The organism is Vibrio hannami, assembly GCF_029589055.1.
GTDB lineage: Bacteria > Pseudomonadota > Gammaproteobacteria > Enterobacterales > Vibrionaceae > Vibrio > Vibrio hannami.
Genome location: NZ_JARQZP010000007.1, coordinates 1,334,301 through 1,350,441 on the forward strand (window position 1 = coordinate 1,334,301; position 16,141 = coordinate 1,350,441).

Below are 16,141 nucleotides of genomic sequence, written 5' to 3' on the forward strand. Positions count from 1 at the left end.
TATCATATATTTATCATTACAGTATAAAAACTATCATTCAAGAACAACCAGCTTACATTTTCACTATAATTACTTATTCTTAAGGAACGCCATACACTAACCGTTCATCTACGGATTTACCAATTTTAATTGTCAATATCTCCCGTCTGGATCAAAATATTAGGTAGGTCCGATGGAAAACAGAGTAAAGCGTTGAATCAAGGTAAAGGTTTCCTATTAACAAGGCAAGCAAGAGATACGTCAACGGGTAGTCAGTTAGAGCTGTGGTTGAGTACCCCAAAAGGCCCAACTCAACTGCTTATACCGTCAGAAAAGTCCGTCATATTTGTACGTCAAGAAGATCTCGTTTTGATACAGGAGGTTATCCAGTCAAACTCTGTAAACGTAGATATTTCTCCACTACCATTAAAAACCTTTAGACAACAGCCTGTCGCTGCATGTTACAGCCACAGTATCGTGCAAATGAACACATTTGTCGGGCTTCTCAAACAACATGATATCAGCTGCTTTGAGTCTGATATTCGCCTTGTTGACCGATATCTCATGGAAAGGTTTGTTTATGGCAGCGTTGAGTTTGCAGGTAACGCTCAACTGCACGCCTCTTACACAAAATACAACAATGTTAAATGCCGCAAAGGTGACTACCACCCCACCCTAAGTTATGTGTCACTCGATTTAGAATGCTCCGAAAAGGGAATTCTATATTCTGTTGGCCTTGCGAGTTCGCTCGATAGCAGAGTCATCATGATTGGGGAACCGGAGCCATCAGACACCAATGTTCAGTGGGTCGCATCAGAAAAGGCCCTTTTGGAAGCTCTTATTGATTGGTTTAAAACTTACGATCCCGACCTGATACTTGGCTGGAATGTCATCGACTTTGACTTTCGTCTACTCTGGAAGCGTTCTGAATGGCACAAATTAAAGCTCAATATTGGTCGCGGAAATCAAAACGCATATTTCCGACAATCCAATCAATCTCAGCAAGGATTTATATCGATTCCTGGACGTGTCGTGCTGGACGGTATCGATACATTAAAAACGGCTACCTATAACTTTCGTTCCTGGTCACTAGAGTCCGTTTCTCAGGAATTGCTGGGTGAAGGTAAAGATATTCATAACGTCCATGACCGAATGGACGAAATAAATCGGATGTACAAAGAAGATAAGCCTTCTCTTGCGAAATACAACCTGCAGGATTGTGTTCTGGTAAATAAGATTTTCGAAAAAACACACCTGATTGAATTTGCTATTGAACGCAGCAAGTTAACCGGCGTTGAGCTTGATCGCCTTGGCGGGTCTGTTGCTGCCTTTACTAACCTTTATCTGCCGCAATTGCATCGCGCTGGCTACATCGCTCCAAACCTGGAGCCAGAAAACTGGTTAGCCAGCCCTGGTGGCTACGTGATGGACTCCATTCCTGGCCTGTATGACTCTGTTTTGGTATTGGATTTCAAAAGCCTGTACCCATCTATTATCCGCTCCTTCTTGATCGATCCTATGGGGCTTATCGAAGGACTGCAAATTGAAGCCGGACCAAACCAGGTTCAATCCGTTAAGGGCTTCAGAGGCGCTCAATTCCACCGGGAGAAGCATTTTCTTCCCAAAATGATTGCAGACTTATGGTCTGCCCGTGATATTGCTAAGAAGAACAACGAAAAGGCGTTTTCACAGGCGATAAAAATCATAATGAACTCGTTTTATGGTGTGTTAGGTTCATCCGGTTGTCGTTTCTTCGACCATCGCCTGGCCTCGTCCATCACCATGCGCGGACACGAGATCATGAAACAAACGAAAACCCTTATCGAAGAAAAAGGTTATCAGGTTATCTATGGTGATACCGACTCTACATTTGTTTCATTAAACAAAGCGATGCCTCAATCAGAAGCGGACAAAATAGGACATGATCTGGTTAACTACATCAACGAATGGTGGAAGAATCACCTCATGTCCGAATATGGCCTGGAATCTATTCTTGAACTGGAATACGAAACCCATTACAAAAAATTCCTTATGCCCACAATTAGAGGATCGGAGACGGGTTCGAAAAAACGTTATGCGGGACTAATTGGCGAAGGTAAGAAAGAGAAAATCGTTTTTAAAGGCCTGGAAAGCGCTCGTACCGACTGGACTCCCCTATCACAAGAGTTTCAGCAAAACCTGTATGAAATGGTGTTCCATGAAACCGACCCGGTTGATTACGTAAGATCGTATGTGGAAAGCACACTTAATGGTGAGCATGACGACAAGCTGATTTACCAGAAAAGGCTTCGAAGAAAGTTAAGCGAGTATCAGAAAAACATTCCACCGCAAGTTCGTGCGGCAAGGCTCGCCGATGAAATCAATCAAAAGCTCGGTAGACCACTTCAATATCAAAATCGCGGCAAAGTTGAATACATGATTACGGTAAATGGCCCGGAGCCTGCAGAGTATAGACAAAGCCCTATCGACTATCAGCACTATATCGACAAACAATTGAAACCCGTTGCCGATGCGATTTTGCCGTTTATAGGGCTGGACTTTGAAAGCCTGAATGCTCCCCAGCTTGGGCTGTTTTAGCTTGATTCGCATTAGCCGATTTTAAATTCGGTCTTCTTGTACGCTTTCACTACCCAGTCACCATAGCTATCAAGCAGGCCAATTACCGAACGCTTGGGAATCACTCTTCCAGAAAGTAGTATTCCCAATCGCCCTACTTCCTTTTCTTTATCCGGGTGATACAAAAGAAACTGTTTTCCGCAATCTACAGGGTCTTCAATCCATCGCTTATCTTTATGCATAATTAACGAGTAACTCGCCCTTAGCAACTTTTTCGCGATTGCAACCTGCGCCCTGCTTTGCTCCTGAGGTGTCTGAGCCTGAACAATCTTCTTTCGATAGATGCTTAACCACTCATCAACATCCATGTTCCAGTATTTGGCGATCTCCCAGCTTGGCTCAAACTCACCAAAGCGGGTAGAGAGATCGTCCCCGTAGATGCAAACACAGCAGTGCTTAAGCATAAAGCCCCAGGTAAAAATGCTCTCTAAGGTTAACACCTCTTTCACCGGGGCGACCTGTATCGACAAGCCGTAAATAAATGGATAGTTTCGTTTAAAGCGCCATTTCACCGTATTGAGCAGCGTGTTGAACTTAGCATCTGGCTCACCGTGAGACAAAACGACCACATCCATGTTTGAACGTCCCTTCACCGCATTTTTGCGAGCAACACTTCCAAACAGATATATACTATGAAGATTACTCCCCATTCCACCTTTAAAGCCGTGGATTAACTCTTTGATAGCAGGAATATATGCAGCCTGAAATGGCTCATTTGCATCGATAATCGGAAGTGAAGATGAGACGTTCAAAAATTTTAACCTTGGGTGTTTCTTTTATTCTTGAGTATGATATTTACATTGATAGAGAATTCAATCTATAGGTTGTAATTCTGTCACTTTATCCCAATCTTATGGGCAAGTTATTTGAAAGTCTGAAGGACAAAGCTAATGCCAAAGGCAAGTGATATTAAAAAGGGCTTCGCAGTAAGCCATAACGGTAAAATTCTGTTGGTTAAAGATTTCGACATCACCACCCCTGGTGGCCGTGGCGGCGCGAAGATCTATAAGTTCCGCTTTAAAGATTTGGCAACTGGTGCAAAAGTAGAAGAAGCATTCAAGAGCGATGAGCTTCTGGACACAGTTGAGATGACTAAACGCAATGTAACCTTCTCGTACATTGATGGCGACGAATACATCTTTATGGACAGTGAAGATTACAGCCAGTACAACTTCAACGAAGAAGATATCAAAGACGAACTTCTGTTTATCAATGAAGACACTCAGGGTGTTCAGGTTGTTCTGGTAAACGACGAACCTGCAGGTATCGAACTTCCAGCATCGGTTGAAATGGTTATCGAAGAGACTGACCCTTCAATCAAAGGCGCATCTGCATCAGCACGTACTAAGCCTGCGCGTTTTGCTACTGGCCTGACAGTTCAGGTTCCAGAGTACATAGCGACTGGCGAGAAAGTGAAAATCAACACTACCGAAGTTAAATACATGGGTCGTGCTGAATAAGGTTTCGCAATGACTGAGAACAATATGACTGAAAATGAAGAACTGATATCTTACGACGATGTTATCGATACTGCCTACGACATCTTTCTGGAAATGGCTCCGGATAACCTGGAACCGGCTGATGTAATTATCTTCACCGCACAATTTGAAGATCGTGGAGCAGCGGAACTGGTGGAAACCGGAGACGACTGGCAAGCTGAAGTAGGGTTCGAGGTAGATAAAGAGATCTACGCAGAGGTTCGAATCGGCCTTGTGAACGAGGATTCTGACGAGTTGGATGAAGTATTCGCGAGAATGCTAGTTAGCCGTGACCCAGACCATAAGTTCTGTCATATGTTCTGGAAACGGGACTAAAAGGTTAAAGGTGACGGGTGGACTTCGTCCTACAGGTTACAGAGCATATCACTGTAACCTGTAACCTGAGTTGATCGCCTATTTTTGACGCGTACTATTGTTCCGATTGCGACGAGAATTCGAACGCCCTTTCGGCGCATTCACTCTTTCTTCGTGGCGCTTAACCGCACGGCGAATCTTCTGGCTACGAGAACGCTCACGTTTACGAGAGGTATTATCTTTCTCGATCATAGTCGTTCTTTCTGGTGGCAGTTCCACAAGCTCGCGCAGGTAGTTAACCTCTTTAAGCTCAAGCTCCATCCAACCACCACGAGGTAGTGTCTTCTCAAGGAAGATGTCGCCATAACGAACACGTTTAAGGCGGCTAACTGTTGTGTCCTGTGATTCCCACAAACGACGAACTTCACGGTTACGACCTTCGTTGATTACAACGTAGAAGGTGTGGTTCATACCTTCACCACCCGCGTATACCACATCTTCAAAGCGAGCCATACCATCTTCCAGCTCAACACCCTTAACCAAGTTGCGAACCTTCTTCTCATCCACTTCACCAAATACACGCACAAGGTACTCACGTTCTACCTGACGGCTTGGGTGCATCAGTCGGTTTGCCAGTTCACCATCAGTTGTGAACAGAAGCAAACCAGATGTGTTCGCATCCAGACGACCAACAGAAATCCAGCGCGAACCACGAATTTTAGGAAGGCGATCAAATACAGTACGACGACCTTCAGGATCGTGACGAGTACACAGTTCACCTTCTGGCTTGTAATACGCTAGAACACGACAAACAACCTCGTCATCCGCTTTGATAGACACCTTGTGTCCGTCAATACGCACAATCGCATTTTCGTCTTCCAGACGTTCGCCTAGTCGGGCAACCTGACCATTAACGCTTCACGACCCGCTTTGATCAGGCGCTTCAAGTTCACGACGTGAACCATGTCCTGCACGTGCTAATATTTTCTGTAATTTTTCGCTCATTAATATACCTATTATGTCGTCTTCTCAGACGTCAGTTTCGTGGAAAAGCAGATAGCCGCAAAATTTTGCGGCTGGCGATTATACATTAAATTGTAGGTTGTTAGATAGAAAAATATCCCAAAATCACACCTTAAACCGAGAGACTAAGCCATCAAGATGTACTGCTGATGATTTAAGTGAATCACTGGAAGATTCGATGCTGGCACAAGCCTCTGCACTTAGCTCTGTACTATCACTGATATTGACAACGTGGATGTTGATTTCATTGATTACTACAGACTGCTCTTCCGTCGCAGTTGCTACCTGAGTGTTAAGGTCGGAAATATGTTGCACATCTGCCACGATTTCTTCTAGCGCACTGTTTGTACGCTGTGCAGCTTCTACACCAAGAACTGCCTGTTCACGGCTCTTGTGTACTGAATCTACAGCCACTTTTGCACCATCCTGTAATTCGGTAATCATTTCGTGGATTTCGTCTGTCGATTCACTGGTTCTCTGAGCTAAGCTTCTTACTTCATCGGCTACTACTGCAAATCCGCGACCTTGCTCACCCGCTCGAGCGGCTTCTATAGCGGCGTTTAGTGCAAGCAAGTTAGTTTGCTCCGAAATACCCCGAATTACATCCAACACGCCACTTATAGCATCACTTTTCTCTGCCAGAGTTTCGATGTTACTTGAAACAGTCTCCATCTCTTCTGCCATTTTATTGATAGTATCCGTGGAATCATTCACAACATGCTGTGCATCCAACGCTTTGGTTGAAGCCTCGTTGGTTGTCTGAGCAGCTACGCCCGCGTTGTTTGCGATTTCAGCAATCGTGCTACCCATCTCGTTGATGGCAACAGAAACCTGATGCGCTTCATCACGCTGTTTATCTGAAGCGACTTTTGAAGCCTCGGCGTCTTTGTACACATCTGTTGAGGCATTTCGCACTTCTTTGGATGTATCGGTAACATCAATAACCACGGTTTGAATATTCGAGACAAAAGAGTTAAACCCCTTAGCCAGTGAAGATATTTCTTCCGCTCCTTCCTCCGAGACCCGGCTCGTGAGGTCACCTTCTCCTTCACCTAGTTCGGTAAAAGTTATCGCCATTTTTTTAATCGGTTTGGTTAAGTTGTCAGCTAAGAAATAACTAATAACAAGGAAGGCAACAGATACGACTGCAAAGATGATCAACATAGTAACCTGAGCATCTTCAATACCTGCATACAGCTCCTGCTTTGGTATCTCAGCGACGACGTACCAACCCAGGCTTTCTATATAGCTGGTTGCAACCACAAGTTCATCAGTAGTCGCAAATGCAAAGTCTTTTATAGAGATGAGCTGGTTCGTATCCACTCCAGCATAGATACCTGAAAGAGTACCAGAGTCATTTAAGCTATCTTGTTTATGAACCTTAACTAAACCTTTCCCGTCGACTAAATATACGAAACCACTTTGCTCGATGCGAAAACTATTAAGGTAATCCACCATCTCTTTAAAAGACTTAGATACACCAGAAACCCCGCGCCCGTTAAGCTGTTGGTAGTTGACGAATATATCCACCTTGTCAGAAGTGGTGCTTCGGTAGACGCTTGCCGATTCGCTATTACCGCTAGATTTGAACTTAAAGAACCAGCCATCCCTGTCTGGCGTAAGCACTCTCAAAAAGCCATCCTGATTCCAGTACTTCTGAGACTCTTTATCCGCAAAAGAAGCATTACTAAAGCCGTTATCCCTGGCGATCTTGCCCAAATAGTCAACAACTAATTTTTCTGTACTAGCATCAGTTCCGTTCTCAAGCCAGTTAAGAAATAAAGTGTTTCCAGCCAATGCTCTAGTGACTACCTTCATTTGCTGAATTTCACTGTTTACTGAATTACGAACTCTCTGAACCAGGTTGGGTAGTTCACTGTGTTCCAGTCGATCCAATAAGTGGCTTTTAGCGTTACGCTGTCCAACGTAGGTAATGATACTCGACGATACCAGGACCGCTAAAAGCATTGCGATCATTATTCGATTTTTTATAGAAAGAGAACTTAATGAATTCATGTTTTTTTCCTTTATCTTTGCTTACGCTGAAATGACACGCAAATTCGATAATTGTTGAGCTAAATTATTTATAGTTATCAAACTAATAGTATATCGGCAGGCATGCTGCAAAATTAATACAGAAAAAAGAATTTATAAAGGCAGGAGTAAGAAGTAGATCAGGAGACGTTAAGTTGCTGAAAAAGAAAAGCCGCCTCAAACGGCGGCTAAGAACTCATTCAAATGGAGAAGGGTCTCCGGCACCTAAACGTGCGACAACTGGTTCATCATCACTAAAGTCGATGACCGTTGTAGGCTGCTCACCCAGGTATCCGCCATTCATTATCAGATCAACAGCATGCTCTAGTTTATCTCTGATATCTTCAGGATCAGCTTCAGCCACATCACTTCCCGGAAGAATCAGTGTCGTAGACATCAAAGGCTCACCAAGTGCTTCAAGCAAGTCCAGTGCGATTTTATTGTCAGGAACACGAATACCTATGGTCTTTTTCTTGGCATTCATTAAGCGACGTGGCACTTCCTTTGTCCCTTTAAAGATAAAAGTATAAGGGCCAGGAGTATTGTTTTTAAGTAAGCGAAATGCTGCGTTATCAACCTTCGCATAGAGTGACAGCTCAGAAAGATCACGACAGAGCAAAGTAAAGTTATGCTTATCATCCAGCCTTCTAATACGACAAATACGGTCAAGGGCCTGCTTGTTTTCCAGCTGACATCCTAATGCATAACCGGAATCGGTTGGATACACAACAACACCACCGTTTCTGATGATTGCCACCGCCTGATTAATCAACCGCGCTTGCGGGTTCTCAGGGTGTAAGTAAAAAAATTGGCTCATTGGGACTCCTCAGTATCAACATCGCCGGTATTGTTTTGAGTATTTAAAGCAGAGGGTAAGTCCCACTTTTCCCATACCGGCTCTACGCCCGAAGGTAACCAAAGGTTTCTTCCCAGCTCCATCCAGGGAGAGGGATAATGAAAATCTGAGCCTTGGGACGCTAATAGTTTGTATTGTATAGCATAATCGGCAAGATTGCGCCTTTCTTGTTGACCTTGTTGTGGTTGAGCCACCTCCATTGCATCACCGCCAGCTTCCACAAACGCGGCTAATAAGCGCTTCAGCCACTTAGCTGTGAACTGATAACTTCCCGGATGGGCAAGCACAGCAACACCTCCAGCTGCATGGATAGCATCCACAGCTTCTTTAATTGTGCACCAGTTAGGTGGCACGTACCCAGGGTTGTTTCTAGTCAGAAACTTTTTAAACACCTGCTGTTTATTCTTAGCATAACCATTTGCAATCAGCCAATCCGCAAAGTGAGCACGTGTCACTGGTGCATCTCCAGCCAATGCTTTTACTTCGTCGAACACTCCCTCTCTTGTCGATTTCTCCAGACGTTCTGCGATGGTTTGCGAGCGCACATGTCGCCTGTTTTTCTGTTCTTCGATAAGCGACTGTAAAGCTGGTTCCGTTGTATCTATATTTAAACCGACTATATGGATGTCTTTATTCTGCCAAACCGTTGAAAACTCGATGCCATCAATCAGTTTAATATCGAGCTGATTGTCGTTTATATATTGGTGAGCGACAGGTAATCCATCAACAGTATCGTGATCAGTAATAGCCATCACCTTGATATCAAAATCACAGGCTCTATTGATTAATTCTTCCGGCGTAAACCGGCCATCGGAAGCTGTGGTATGACTATGTAAATCTATTTTCATTTATTGCTTGACTTTATCGCTCTGTACTAGTTAACTAGTACTCGTTTCAGTAATAAGAATTTGACGAACCATGTTACAAGACTTTCACAAAAATACGAACCATTCTCAGCGCATTCATTCTGTGTCTTCTGTGAACACAGTGATGGGTTGGTGGCGTATCTGGTGGAGTCCGGAGGTGGGTTGACGTCTGAAATTCAAATAGAATTTAGCCAAAGCCCGCAATTAAGCGGGCTTTTTCGTGTTGCTGTACCAATAAAAAAAACATTGAATCAAACGATTAAAATTGCAGCGATTTTACATTATTCCTAATTGGGTGCCGGGTCAGATTGTGCGACTATTGAGGCAGCAAAATTATAAAGAGATACAGGAGGTCTAGTGAACAAGGCCATTGAAATCAAACAAACAGGTCAGTTGGAAGTACTTCGTAAAGACGTCTCCTACACGCAAGACCCAACTCGCCTATTTCAGGTGCTGTGTGCCAACAAAACCAACAGCCTTCTTCTGGAATCTGCTGATATTGATTCTAAAGAAGACTTAAAGAGCATGCTGCTTATTGACGCAGCAATTCGAATCGTATGCCGGGGACATGACGTCGAACTGGAGGCATTGACTGAAAACGGTGAAAACGCGCTTTCGCGAATCGCCAGTCACGTTTCAGGGCAGGTGAACACTTCTAGTGATCAGACAAAGCTACTGACTCTGCACTTCACACAACCAGACACCAACCTAGATGAAGATAGCCGACTAAGAGAAGCCTCTTCATTTGATGCTCTGCGCCTTATCCAGCACAGCTTCGATATTGAAGATAAAGATAAGTTTGCGCTGTTTATAGGGGGCTTGTTTGCCTACGACCTGGTAGCAAACTTCGAACCGTTAGGCGACGCGACTGCTACCAATCAATGCCCGGACTACGTTTTCTATCTGGCTGAAACCCTGATGATCATCGACCATCAGACACAAAGCTGCACTGTACAGGCATCGGTATTCGATGGAACGGACAAAACCAAAGAGGCACTGAATACTCGCCTTGCTGAGATAGATAGGTTAAGTCACCAACCAGCACCTCTGAAAGAAACGGTAAAACTGGCCGACTGTGAGCCTGTCCCAAGTGTCTCAGATGAAGATTTCTGCCAGGTAGTTCGTGATTTAAAAGAGTACGTGGTTAAAGGTGATATTTTCCAGGTGGTGCCTTCTCGCCGCTTTACCCTGCCATGCCCTTCTCCGCTTTCTGCATATCAGGAGTTAAAACAGAGCAACCCAAGCCCTTACATGTTCTATATGCACGATGAGCTATTTACGCTGTTTGGCGCTTCTCCGGAAAGTGCCCTGAAATACGAAAAAGAGACCAATCAAATCGAGATCTACCCGATTGCTGGCACTCGTCGCCGAGGAAAAAATCCTGATGGCAGCATTAATCTTGATCTGGATGGTCGCATGGAGCTTGAGCTGCGTAGCGATATGAAAGAGAACGCTGAGCATATGATGCTGGTGGATCTGGCGCGTAATGATGTGGCTCGCATCTCTGAGGCAGGAACCCGACATATTGCCGATCTGCTTAAAGTAGACCGTTATAGCCATGTAATGCACCTAGTATCGCGCGTCGTTGGTCAGCTTAGAGGTGATTTAGATGCACTTCACGCCTATCAGGCTTGTATGAATATGGGAACGCTGACAGGCGCTCCGAAGATCCGTGCAATGCAACTTATCCGTGATGTGGAGCAAGCACGACGTGGCAGCTATGGTGGTGCGGTAGGTTATTACACTGGTGAAGGCGATCTTGATACCTGTATTGTTATCCGTTCCGCTTATATCGAAGATGGCGTTGCTCAGGTTCAGGCTGGTGCTGGTGTCGTATACGACTCTGATCCACAATCAGAAGCAGACGAAACCCGCGGTAAAGCACAAGCGGTTATTTCTGCAATCATCAAAGCACACAAGGAGTAAATGAGATGGCTGATATCGTATTTGTTGATAATTTTGACTCATTTACTTATAACCTTGTAGACCAGTTCCGCTCTCTCGGACATGAAGTCACTATTTATCGAAACCATATCTCTGCCGATGTTATTGCTGAGGCGGTTAATAAGCTGGAAAAACCCGTTGTTGTTCTTTCTCCTGGTCCAGGAGCTCCAGCTGAAGCAGGCTGTATGCCTAAACTGATCCAGCTTCTTAAGGGTAAAGTTCCTATGATAGGTATCTGCCTTGGGCATCAGGCAATTGTAGAAGCATACGGTGGTACAGTAGCCGGTGCCGGAGAGATCATTCATGGAAAAGTCTCCATGATGGAACATCAGGAACATACTGTTTATCAGGGTCTGCCCTCTCCGCTGGCTATTGCAAGGTATCACTCTCTGGTTGCTACTGAAGTGCCAGAAAGTTTGCAGATTACTGCCGAAGTTAAAGGGCTGGTAATGTCAGTGGTTAATGACCATGATAAGGTGGTTGGATACCAATTCCATCCCGAATCAATTATGACAACTTATGGCGCCACTCTGCTGGAAAATAGCATCGAGTGGGCTCTGAGCTAAAGACGCAAAAAGTTAAAAGGAACAAACAAAATGCAAGAAATCGTCAACAAGCTTTATGACCAACAGTCTTTAACCAGAGATGAAAGTCAGCGAATCTTTGACAAGATAATCAAAGGTGAAATGGACCCGGCAATGCTGGCAGCAGTATTAACCGCACTAAAAATCAAAGGCGAAACACCGGACGAAATCGCTGGGGCCGCAAGCGCTCTGCTGGCAAACGCTAATCCATTCCCTCGCCCAGATTACGACTTTGCCGATATTGTTGGTACCGGTGGTGATGAAGCTAATACCATCAATATCTCAACCACGGCAGCATTTGTAGCAGCAGCATGCGGTGTAAAAGTCGCTAAGCACGGTAACAAGAGTGTTTCCAGCAAATCGGGCTCATCAGATTTGCTTGACTCTTTTGGTATCAATCTTTCAATGACACCAGCAGAAACACGTAGCGCAGTCGACGAGTTAGGTGTTGGCTTCCTGTTTGCTCAACAGTATCACTGGGGTGTTCGCCATGCGATGCCTGTTCGAGTGGGAATGAAGACTCGTACTATTTTCAATATCCTAGGCCCACTGATTAACCCTGCCCGCCCAAATATTGAGTTAATGGGTGTATATGATGCTTCATTGGTTCGCCCGATCGCAGAAACCATGTCAAAAATGGGTCTAAAGCGAGCTGCCGTAGTACACGGTAGTGGCCTGGATGAGGTGGCAATTCATGGTGAAACTCAGGTTGCTGAAATCATCGATGGCAAGATTACAGAGTATACGCTGACGCCAGAAGATTTTGGCGTGAACATGCATCCGCTGGAAGCTATCAAAGGTGGTAACCCGGATGAGAACAAGGCAATCATTACCGATATTCTTACTGGCAAAGGTACCGAGGCTCAGGTTTCAGCCATTGCAGTAAACGTGGCACTACTTCTTCGTTTGTTTGGCAATGAAGATCTGAAAGCGAACACACAAAAAGCGATTGAGGTGATTAACTCGGGCAAGGCTTACGAGTTGGTTCAAAAGCTTGCGGACAGAGGCTAATTCTAATGTCTGAACATATCACATCAGAAAACAGAGAGATGGCTCAGGTACTTGCAAAGATCGTTGCCGATAAGCGCATCTGGGTTGAAGAGCGTAAAGCAGAGCAACCACTGGATACCTTCAAAGATCAGTTAGTGCCATCAGACCGAAGCTTTTATGACGCCCTGTCCGGCGATAAAACCGCTTTTATACTTGAATGTAAAAAAGCATCGCCTTCAAAAGGACTGATTCGCGATGATTTCGATCTTGAGTACATTGCTTCGGTATATAACAACCATGCAAGTGCTATTTCAGTACTGACAGACGAAAAGTACTTTCAGGGCAGTTTTGAGTTCCTGCCAACAGTAAGAAGCATCGCTAAGCAGCCGATTCTTTGTAAAGACTTTATGGTAGATACCTATCAGGTTTACCTTGCTCGTCACTACAATGCAGATGCTATTTTGCTGATGCTATCGGTTCTAAACGATGCTGAGTATCAGGAACTGGCAGATACGGCTCACTCGTTAGGGCTTGGAATTCTGACAGAGGTGAGTAATGAAGAAGAGCTGGAAAGAGCGATTAAGCTGAAGGCAAAAGTGGTTGGTATCAACAACCGTAACCTGCGCGATCTCTCTATCGACCTGAACCGCACAAGAGAGTTAGCACCTAAACTTCCAGAAGGTACAACGGTTATCTCAGAGTCAGGTATTTACACCAACCAACAGGTTCGTGATCTGGCCAAGTGTGCCAACGGTTTTCTGATTGGCAGCTCGTTAATGGCGGAAGACAACCTTGAACTGGCGGTTCGAAGTGTGTTGCTTGGCGATAATAAAGTTTGCGGCCTGACTCATGCGGATGATGCAGCAACGGTTTACAAAGCTGGTGCTGTCTATGGCGGATTAATCTTCGCAGAGAAATCTAAGCGAAAAGTCGACCTAGAAGGTGCCAGACTGGTGATGAGCGGTGCCCCATTAAAATACGTTGGCGTGTTTCAAAACCAGAGTGAAGAGTCTGTGCTGGAAGCAGCAACCAAACTTGGCTTATCTGCCATTCAGTTACACGGTAACGAAAATCAGGGTTATGTTGATGCTATTCGGGCGAAACTGCCTGAAAGCTGCGATATCTGGAAAGCTTACGGCGTGACAGATTCAATGCCTGAATTACTGGAAAACAGTGTAAATCGACACCTGCTTGATAGCAAAGTAGGCTCTCAATCCGGCGGCACAGGCCAAACCTTTGACTGGTCACTGGTCAACACAACCAAATCAATCATGCTGGCTGGCGGGCTTAACCCTGACAACATTCAGCAGGCAACCGAACTAGGTTGCATGGGTCTAGACCTGAATTCAGGAGTTGAATCCGCTCCGGGAAAAAAAGACCCAACGTTAGTTCAAAAAGCATTTAAAGAAATTAGAAATTTTTAATCAGGAAGAGTTATGGCTAAGTTAGACGCCTACTTTGGCGAATATGGTGGTCAGTTTGTACCACAGATACTGGTTCCTGCCCTTGAGCAGTTAGAACAAGAATTTATTAAAGCTCAGGAAGATCCTGAGTTTCACTCTGAGTTTATGTCTCTTCTTCAGGAGTATGCCGGTCGTCCGACCGCACTGACTCTGTGCCGCAACCTGACTAAAGGCACACAGACTAAACTTTACCTCAAGCGTGAAGATCTGCTTCACGGCGGCGCACACAAAACCAACCAGGTGTTGGGACAGGCGCTGTTAGCAAAACGCATGGGCAAAGAAGAGATCATTGCCGAAACTGGAGCAGGACAGCACGGCGTTGCAACAGCTCTTGCGTGTGCCCTGCTTGGCCTTAAGTGTCGCGTATACATGGGCGCTAAAGACGTTGAGCGTCAAAGCCCTAACGTATTCCGTATGAAACTGATGGGCGCAGAGGTTATCCCTGTGCATTCAGGTTCTTCTACTCTGAAAGATGCTTGTAACGAAGCGCTTCGTGACTGGTCTGCTTCTTACGAAACTGCACACTACCTGCTTGGTACTGCGGCCGGCCCTCACCCATTCCCGACTATTGTTCGTGAATTCCAACGTATGATTGGTGAAGAGACCAAGCACCAGATTCTGGCGCGAGAAGGTCGTCTGCCGGATGCGGTTATCGCCTGTGTTGGTGGCGGTTCTAACGCAATTGGTATGTTTGCTGACTTTATTGAAGAAGAGAGCGTAAAACTGATCGGTGTGGAGCCAGCAGGTAAAGGTATCGATACCGACCAGCATGGCGCGCCATTGAAACACGGCAAAACCGGTATTTTCTTCGGCATGAAAGCACCGCTTATGCAGGATGAACACGGTCAGGTTGAAGAGTCTTACTCTGTTTCTGCAGGTCTGGACTTCCCATCCGTTGGTCCTCAGCACGCACACCTAAACGCAATTGGCCGTGCAGAATATGACTCAGTAACGGATGACGAAGCACTGGAAGCTTTCCAGATGCTGGCTAAAAACGAAGGTATTATCCCTGCACTGGAATCCTCTCACGCATTAGCTCATGCAGTTAAAATGGCAAAAGAGAACCCGGAGAAAGAACAACTTCTGGTTGTGAACCTTTCGGGGCGTGGTGACAAAGATATCTTCACCGTACATAAACTGCTTGATGAAAAAGGAGCGCTGTAATGGATCGCTATCAATCTCTGTTTCAGCGCCTGGCAGAAAAAAATCAAGGCGCATTCGTACCATTTGTAACCGTTGGTGATCCAAACCCAGATCAGTCGCTTCGCATTATGGAGACACTAGTAGAATCCGGCGCCGATGCACTGGAGCTAGGTATTCCGTTCTCCGATCCGCTGGCAGATGGCCCAACAATTCAGGGGGCAAACATCCGTGCTCTGGAGTCTGGTACCACTCCGGCTATCTGTTTTGAGCAAATCGCAAAGATTCGCACAAAGTATCCTGAGCTGCCTATCGGACTACTTATGTACGCAAACCTGGTCTATTCACGTGGCGTAGATAATTTCTACCACAACTGCGCAGAGGCTGGAATCGACTCGGTGCTAATTGCTGATGTTCCGACCAACGAATCTGGTGAGTTTAAGCGCGCTGCGGATAAATATGGTGTTAAAGCTATCTTTATCGCACCACCGACAGCCTCAGATGAAACATTAAAAGAAGTCGCTCATCTTGGTGGTGGCTACACTTACCTGCTTTCACGTGCAGGGGTAACGGGTGCAGAAACTAAAGCCAATATGCCTGTGACGAGCTTACTAGAAAGGCTAAATCAGTTTGATGCGCCACCAGCACTATTAGGTTTTGGTATCTCTCAACCTGAACAGGTAAAAGAAGCAATAGAAGCTGGAGCTGCGGGCGCCATTTCCGGTTCTGCAGTAGTAAAGATTATCGAATCGAATCTAGACGACTCCGAAGCAATGCTTTCAGCACTGGCTGAATTCGTCGCCCCAATGAAAGCAGCGACACAAAAATAGGTAAAAATATACTCAATATGGCC

General features: G+C 45.3%; 13 protein-coding genes, 1 pseudogene and 1 other annotated feature. Of the genes and pseudogenes, 9 read left to right on the forward strand and 5 right to left on the reverse strand.

The window, feature by feature from the left end; all coding sequences use genetic code 11:
* Positions 1-192 precede the first annotated feature (192 nt).
* Positions 193-2,556, forward strand: coding sequence for a DNA polymerase II (locus P7F88_RS20525; RefSeq protein WP_277827813.1), 2,364 nt, complete (start codon positions 193-195; stop codon positions 2,554-2,556).
* 11 nt (positions 2,557-2,567) lie between these two features.
* On the opposite strand, the gene P7F88_RS20530 is transcribed toward P7F88_RS20525, so the two are convergent.
* Positions 2,568-3,347 carry a nucleotidyltransferase domain-containing protein gene (locus P7F88_RS20530; protein WP_277827815.1) on the reverse strand — a complete coding sequence of 260 codons (780 nt, stop codon included), beginning with the start codon at positions 3,345-3,347 and terminating at the stop codon, positions 2,568-2,570.
* A 138-nt stretch (positions 3,348-3,485) separates the two neighbouring features.
* On the opposite strand from P7F88_RS20530, the gene efpL reads away from it, so the two are divergent.
* Positions 3,486-4,055: an elongation factor P-like protein EfpL gene (gene efpL / locus P7F88_RS20535; protein ID WP_277827816.1), complete on the forward strand. Its 570-nt coding sequence runs from the start codon at positions 3,486-3,488 to the stop codon at positions 4,053-4,055.
* A gap of 24 nt (positions 4,056-4,079) precedes the next feature.
* Entirely contained in the window at positions 4,080-4,409 is a 330-nt protein-coding gene (locus P7F88_RS20540; RefSeq protein WP_277829243.1) for an HI1450 family dsDNA-mimic protein, read from the forward strand.
* 78 nt (positions 4,410-4,487) lie between these two features.
* On the opposite strand, the pseudogene rluB reads toward P7F88_RS20540, so the two are convergent.
* The 4 genes and pseudogenes from rluB to rnm form a co-directional block, all read right to left on the reverse strand.
* Positions 4,488-5,393 (reverse strand): annotated as a pseudogene (gene rluB, locus P7F88_RS20545) (23S rRNA pseudouridine(2605) synthase RluB).
* A gap of 123 nt (positions 5,394-5,516) precedes the next feature.
* On the reverse strand, positions 5,517-7,427 hold the full coding sequence (locus tag P7F88_RS20550) for a methyl-accepting chemotaxis protein (protein WP_277827818.1): 1,911 nt from the start codon (positions 7,425-7,427) through the stop codon (positions 5,517-5,519).
* Between the two features lie 214 nt (positions 7,428-7,641).
* On the reverse strand, positions 7,642-8,262 hold the full coding sequence (locus P7F88_RS20555) for an L-threonylcarbamoyladenylate synthase (RefSeq protein WP_277827819.1): 621 nt from the start codon (positions 8,260-8,262) through the stop codon (positions 7,642-7,644).
* Positions 8,259-9,149, reverse strand: a complete 891-nt coding sequence (gene rnm, locus P7F88_RS20560; protein ID WP_277827821.1) for an RNase RNM — start codon at positions 9,147-9,149, stop codon at positions 8,259-8,261. The genes P7F88_RS20555 and rnm overlap by 4 nt, the downstream gene beginning before the upstream one ends.
* Before the next feature lie 142 nt (positions 9,150-9,291).
* Positions 9,292-9,389, forward strand: a sequence feature (Trp leader region).
* A 135-nt stretch (positions 9,390-9,524) separates the two neighbouring features.
* Between rnm and P7F88_RS20565 the strand changes: the two genes are divergently transcribed.
* Genes P7F88_RS20565 through trpA form a run of 6 tightly spaced genes read left to right on the forward strand, consistent with a single transcriptional unit; the run spans position 9,525 to position 16,118 of the window.
* On the forward strand, positions 9,525-11,093 hold the full coding sequence (locus P7F88_RS20565) for an anthranilate synthase component 1 (protein WP_277827823.1): 1,569 nt from the start codon (positions 9,525-9,527) through the stop codon (positions 11,091-11,093).
* 5 nt (positions 11,094-11,098) lie between these two features.
* Positions 11,099-11,677, forward strand: a complete 579-nt coding sequence (locus tag P7F88_RS20570; RefSeq protein WP_277827825.1) for an aminodeoxychorismate/anthranilate synthase component II — start codon at positions 11,099-11,101, stop codon at positions 11,675-11,677.
* A 30-nt stretch (positions 11,678-11,707) separates the two neighbouring features.
* On the forward strand, positions 11,708-12,706 hold the full coding sequence (gene trpD / locus P7F88_RS20575) for an anthranilate phosphoribosyltransferase (protein ID WP_277827827.1): 999 nt from the start codon (positions 11,708-11,710) through the stop codon (positions 12,704-12,706).
* Positions 12,707-12,711: 5 nt separating this feature from the next.
* Positions 12,712-14,109, forward strand: a complete 1,398-nt coding sequence (trpCF, locus tag P7F88_RS20580) for a bifunctional indole-3-glycerol-phosphate synthase TrpC/phosphoribosylanthranilate isomerase TrpF (RefSeq protein WP_277827829.1) — start codon at positions 12,712-12,714, stop codon at positions 14,107-14,109.
* Between the two features lie 12 nt (positions 14,110-14,121).
* Positions 14,122-15,312, forward strand: a complete 1,191-nt coding sequence (gene trpB / locus P7F88_RS20585) for a tryptophan synthase subunit beta (RefSeq protein WP_277827831.1) — start codon at positions 14,122-14,124, stop codon at positions 15,310-15,312.
* A complete protein-coding gene (trpA, locus tag P7F88_RS20590; protein WP_277827833.1) occupies positions 15,312-16,118 on the forward strand; it encodes a tryptophan synthase subunit alpha in 807 nt (268 codons plus the stop codon). The genes trpB and trpA overlap by 1 nt, the downstream gene beginning before the upstream one ends.
* Positions 16,119-16,141: the final 23 nt, after the last annotated feature.

Bases quoted from the DNA above. Each gene is read 5' to 3' on its own strand.
- trpCF (WP_277827829.1), top strand. From the start codon at position 12,712: ATGTCTGAACATATCACATCAGAAAACAGAGAGATGGCTCAGGTACTT.
- trpB (WP_277827831.1), top strand. From the start codon at position 14,122: ATGGCTAAGTTAGACGCCTACTTTGGCGAATATGGTGGTCAGTTTGTA.
- P7F88_RS20540 (WP_277829243.1), top strand. From the start codon at position 4,080: ATGACTGAAAATGAAGAACTGATATCTTACGACGATGTTATCGATACT.
- trpA (WP_277827833.1), top strand. From the start codon at position 15,312: ATGGATCGCTATCAATCTCTGTTTCAGCGCCTGGCAGAAAAAAATCAA.
- trpD (WP_277827827.1), top strand. From the start codon at position 11,708: ATGCAAGAAATCGTCAACAAGCTTTATGACCAACAGTCTTTAACCAGA.
- P7F88_RS20555 (WP_277827819.1), bottom strand. From the start codon at position 8,262: ATGAGCCAATTTTTTTACTTACACCCTGAGAACCCGCAAGCGCGGTTG.
- P7F88_RS20550 (WP_277827818.1), bottom strand. From the start codon at position 7,427: ATGAATTCATTAAGTTCTCTTTCTATAAAAAATCGAATAATGATCGCA.
- P7F88_RS20570 (WP_277827825.1), top strand. From the start codon at position 11,099: ATGGCTGATATCGTATTTGTTGATAATTTTGACTCATTTACTTATAAC.
- efpL (WP_277827816.1), top strand. From the start codon at position 3,486: ATGCCAAAGGCAAGTGATATTAAAAAGGGCTTCGCAGTAAGCCATAAC.
- rnm (WP_277827821.1), bottom strand. From the start codon at position 9,149: ATGAAAATAGATTTACATAGTCATACCACAGCTTCCGATGGCCGGTTT.